This is a genomic window from Microcoleus sp. OTE_8_concoct_300 (assembly GCF_031383065.1).
In the GTDB taxonomy this organism is placed as follows: Bacteria; Cyanobacteriota; Cyanobacteriia; order Cyanobacteriales; family Microcoleaceae; genus Microcoleus.
In genome coordinates, this window is record NZ_JANMZH010000059.1 from 1 (window position 1) to 4,544 (window position 4,544).

Sequence of the window (4,544 nt, forward strand, 5' to 3'; positions counted from 1 at the left end):
AAACGGTTGAATTGGCGCCCCTGCATCTCCCCCTGCGTGCACAATTGTAATTTTGCCACCACCGGCGCCGCCTGCAGTAGAAATGCTAGCAAATCCCGTGGGCGACAGTGGGGTTGAAAAAGTACCCGTAGCGCGGAAAAATCCCCCCGTCGATGAAATAAAGACCTCGCCACCAATGCCGCCTGTACCGCCTTGGGCATTGATCGACTCTACTTGAATATCGCCGATCGGATCTAAGAACACATTGCCAGCATTTCCCACTGTAGCACTAGAGTTAATTTGTCCGGCCGTAATTGAATTTAAAGCTTTAACGGTGATGTTCCCGCCGATATTTCCCGCTGTATTCAAATCTTTAGCATTGACTTTTCCCTGCGGACTCAAAAGCTCGATCGCCCCTCCATTTCTCGAATTTGAAGCAGTGACATTTCCCAACAAATTGATATTTCCCGCGCTTTGTACTCGCAAGCTTTGCGCGTTAATTGTCGAGTTGGCTGTTACGTCGCCAGCATTTGCGATCGCCACATTTGCTAACTGTCTGGTGGCGCCGACGGGTGCGCTGAAAGTGATGCTGCCGCTACCTGCATCCAGATTTAGGCTAACTGCCGCATCAATACTGTCGATCGCACCGACAAAGGCAATATTTCCCCCTGCCGTACTCAATATCGCATCTTTCGTCAAGCCGAGAATACCGTTAATATTGATATTGCCCTGATTAGTAGTAACATTTCCCCCCAACAAGGTGTTCGCTGCAGCAATATTAAAACCCGAATTGCTTGCAATATTACCGTTCTTGAATTCGGCCTGCGTTGCGGTCACATTCAAAACAGAAAGTGGTGCTGTTCCTCCGATATTTCCTTGCACCTGCACATTCCCATAAGCTGCATCTAAGTTTAACAAATGATTGCCGTCTATCGCACCAACTATGCTAATATCTCCGCCGCCGGTTCTGAGATTAATATCGTTTCCTAGTTGGACATTGCCGTTAAGGGCGAGCGGATTTTTATTGGTATTGATGCCATAATTCAAGTTAATTCTGGCCGCGTTGAGAGCTATGCTGCTGTTGTCATTTCCGGTTATAGTTCCATCAACTGCGATCCGACCAGTTCCCCCTTGAATATTTACTGGATCTAAAAATGTCAGATTAGAGGCTATGCTAATCTGGGCGCTGCTATCCGAGCGCCCGATCGCGATCGAGCTAAATCCATTTTGAAGCAAATTAATTTCCGCTGCCGTCAAATCTAAAGCGCTAGTATTGTTATCTGTGCCGCCAACTGCCATATTTTGTCCGGCTGTTGCAGGTTGCAGCGTTAATGCGCCATTACCAGAAACTTTCCCCGAGAAATCAATTTCACCTGCCGTTAAAGCCAGCGGGTTACTACCTGCATCTAAACTCGAACCGAAAGCAATTGTTGCATCTCCCAGTGTAAAATTTACAGGAGCTTTTAATGTCACCGAACCGCTAAAACTAATGTTATCATTACTTGTGGTGATATTTCCGCTAACCGCAACATTTCCCCCGCCATTTTGAATAAATGCACCGTCTAAGTTCAGGTTGTTCTCAATATTTAGATTAACCTTATTGGTTATTGTGAGCGTGCCGTCATTGGTGGTTGTTACTGTTCCTTTGAGATTAACATTATCAGCAGCAATACCGAGATTCCCAGGTACGTCTACAGTATTATTGAAAGTTATCCCGCTGCCTGATAAAACAGAGTTTTTGGCAACAGTCACTGCATCTCCATAAGTTTGAGAATTAGTTGTAGTGACATTGCCATTGAGTTGAGTTGTGCCACCTGCATCTGTAGTCAAACTCGCGGCATTGACTGTTTGATTAAATGCGGTTGTTCCTGTAGAGTTAGCTGTTAAATTGCCCAGCGGCTTTGTGGGATTCCCAACTACACCCTTGAATGTCAGATTACCGCTATCCGCCTTCGCCGTCAAATTACTGCTGCCGTCTACAGCATCGTTGAAAGTAATACCGTTGCCGGAGAGAATCGCATCCTTGGCAATTGTCACTGCATCTCCATAAGTTTGAGAATTAGTTGTAGTGACATTGCCATTGAGTTGAGTTGTGCCACCAGCATTAGTCGTCAAACTCGCCGCATTTACTGTTTGATTAAATGCAGTGGTTCCTGTAGAGTTAATTGTGAGGTTGCCTAGAGGAGTAAGGCTGCCGGCATCACCACCAAATGTAATATTGCCACTACCTGCTGTTAGAGTAAAATCTTGACTGTTAGTGTTAGTAGTTGTGCCATCGACAGTTTGTTGGAAAAGAATGTTGCCGGCACCTGCACCTGTGTTGAGATTGACTTTATTTGCGACGGTAACAGTGCTGTTGAAAGTAATATTTTTACCGCTTGCAGTAACGTCTGCGCTTAGAGAAGTAGCTCCCTTAAATGTAATACCACCATTGGCTGTAATTGGCCCGTTAACTGCGATCGACCCCCCAACCATTGGAGCCTGAATTGTCGTTGCTGTGGTCGGGGATTTGAACTCAACGCCAGCGGGGTCAACGGTAATCGCCCCCGTCCCATTCGCCCGTCCGATAATGAGTTGGGAAAACCCATTTAATCTAGGAGACGTGACTTCTTCACTGCTGAGATTCAAACGGAGGTCCGTGCTAGTACCACCAACAGTAATACCTAAATCGGGAGTAAGCGGCTGCAACTGGATAGTCGCAGTACCGTTAACTTGACTGTCTTGTTCAAGTTGAATTGAATCGCCCGTCAAAGTGACATTGCCGCCTTTAGTCGCGTCAATCACACCGCTGTTGAGGTTAATTGAATTGGAATTTTTGTTAGCCTTTCCCGTGAGACTAATATTGCCTGTTCCCGTAGCTTGCACCGTGATCGGCGATGCGTTAGTAGTCTCGCTGTTGGCGAAGTTAATGCCGTCGCTGCTAGTTGATGGCCCTAAACCGAAACCGGTTAAAGCAATATCTCCATTCTCCGATCGTACCGTGCCTGAGTTGAGCCCGATCCCGGAATTAGTCCCCGTCCCTGCACTGCCCGTGCCCGTCAACGTCACCTTTCCCAGCCCTGCGGTTTGGATTGTAGCAATACCACCTAGATATATACCCTCGTTGGAACTCCCCATCCCATTACCAGTACCACTCAGACTGACATTTCCAGACACCGAACTCACTCTAGCCCCCTCAACTGATATTCCTTGATTGTTATCAGTCCCATTGCCACCAAAACCGACTAGACTCAGAGTCCCGGTGCCTTTGGACTCCACCACGCCTGACACCCAAATGCCCATGTTGTTGTCAGTTTTCCCGTTGCCTGTTCCAACCAGGGTGATATCTCCATTCTGCGATTTTACGATACCAGTAGGACTAATCCTTATCCCTGAATTTTTGCTCATCCCATTTCCCGCTGTCCCAGTAATGGTGAGACTCCCACTCCCCGGAGTTGACTGGACTGTAGCCTGATCTATGAGAATCCCGAAGTTGTTGGTTGTATTTCCACCACCTCTACCAGTCAGGGTGATAGTTCCCCCAGCCGATTGCACTGTACTCGTGTTGGTAATAGATATCCCTCGATTATTAAATGTCCCGTTTCCGCCTGTACCATCGAGAGTAATACCCCCTGTCCCCGATTCTACTGTACTGCTATTAATGTTAATCCCGTTGTTGTCGCTTCCAGTTCCACTTCCCCCGCCACTACCAGTCAGTCTGATAGTTCCACTCGCCGATCGCACCGTAGAGTCAGCAATCGATATCCCGTTGTTCTTGTCTATGCCCGTGCCTGCGATACCCTTGAAAGTAATAGTTCCGGTCCCAGTTGATTCCACTAATGACCCAGCTTGAATAGCAATACCGCTGTTGTTATTTCGAGTACCGTTACCTCCTGTCCCTGTAAGCTCAATGTTCCCAGCACCGACATTAATTGTTGTGCCACTGCCAACAACGATTCCAGCAGTTCCGCTAACACTATTCCCCTTACCAATACCTATAAAATTGCCACCATTTGTATTAATCATCGCACCGGCGATCGTGAGCCTACCACCGCCATCATTATTATCGGCATCAGCATCAGCATTCAGGGTAACGTTGCCTGCGTTAGTTGTGATATTGGCCTTAACATTAATATTGTTATTAGCTAAAGCCGTCACTCCAATTCCCTTAGTGGTTATATTGACCGGAGCGTTAAAAGTAATGTTATTGGTAGCTTGCAGACTAACATTACTCGTGGCACTGTTAATCAAAGCAGCATCAATAGTATTGCCCCCGATGTCAGGGTCGGCAAATTGATCTACCTGAGTTAGTGCGGTAAAACTTCCCGCACCATTTTGAATAGTAATGTCTGTTGGATCGAGCAATAATAATCCTGGATTGCCGTTAGCAGCTAGAGTATTAACATTACCTCTGAAGTCTAAAAATTGCTTTCCGGATACTTCTACAAAGCCGCCATTACCAGAAAATAAGCCACCGCGAGCACTAATATTTCCATTAAAGCGAGTAGTTTCATCCGCCCAAACTATAACTCGCCCGCCATTGCCATTACTAACAGCATCAGCATTAATTGTCGAGTCCCGGCCCA

Annotated in this window: 1 protein-coding gene; it reads right to left on the reverse strand. The window is 46.7% G+C overall.

Annotated elements, in window-relative coordinates; all coding sequences use genetic code 11:
• The coding region (locus ACUVJL_RS02915; protein WP_445244471.1) for a beta strand repeat-containing protein at positions 1-4,544 on the reverse strand (4,544 nt) is incomplete at both ends.